The sequence below is a fragment of the Geofilum rhodophaeum genome (genome assembly GCF_002210225.1).
In the GTDB taxonomy this organism is placed as follows: Bacteria; Bacteroidota; Bacteroidia; order Bacteroidales; family Marinilabiliaceae; genus Geofilum; species Geofilum rhodophaeum.
Genome location: NZ_MWUJ01000073.1, coordinates 1 through 884 on the forward strand (window position 1 = coordinate 1; position 884 = coordinate 884).

The window sequence follows — 884 nt, forward strand, 5'->3', positions numbered from 1 at the left end:
TTAAAGCGACTAAAGGAGCTTGAAGCAGAGAATCGCAAACTAAAGCAAATGTATGCAGATCAGAGCTTGGATAATTTAATGTTAAAGGACCTCCTCGGAAAAAAGCTTTAAAGCCCTGCGAGAAAAAAGAACGAGCAGAATACTTGGTGTCCTCATATTCCATCAGCATCGGCAGGGCGTGTCGATTAACAGGATTGCACCGTTCCATGTGGTACTACGAAAGCAAACGAGATGATAGTGAGGTTGTTAAAAAGTTAGATAAAATGGCCGAAAAATTACCAACACGCGGCTTTGATGAATATTATGGACGAATCCGAAACGAAGGCCTTAAGTGGAACCGCAAACGGGTGTTGAGAGTCTATCGCATGATGCAATTGAACCTACGCAGGAAGCGAAAAAGAAGGCTTCCGGCTCGCACAAAAGAATGGCTACAACAGCCAACAGGAATCAATCATACCTGGTCGATGGACTTCATGAGTGATAGCCTGATTTATGGTCGCCGTTTTCGTGTCTTAAACATTATGGATGATTATAACAGAGAAGCCTTGGCCATCGAACCCGATTTTTCATTGCCAGCTGAACGGGTAATACAAACGTTAGAGGAGGTCATCTTCTGGCGCGGAAAACCAATGGAAATACGTGTTGACAATGGTCCCGAGTTCATCTCGAATGCCCTTCTACAATGGGCAGAAGAAAACAAAATCAGGATAAAACATATACAACCAGGAAAACCTACTCAAAACGCATATATCGAAAGATTTAACCGATTTTTTAGAGAGGATATACTTGATGCATACCTGTTTAATAACCTAAACCAAGTTCGTCAGCTAGCAGCGGAATGGATAGATGATTACAATGAATACCATCCACACAAGTCACTAAAT

Annotated in this window: 1 pseudogene; it reads left to right on the plus strand. The window is 42.0% G+C overall.

The features are described from left to right. Nucleotides 1-131: 131 nt before the first annotated feature. Nucleotides 132-884 (plus strand): annotated as a pseudogene (locus B4W65_RS17095) (IS3 family transposase); the annotation flags it as partial.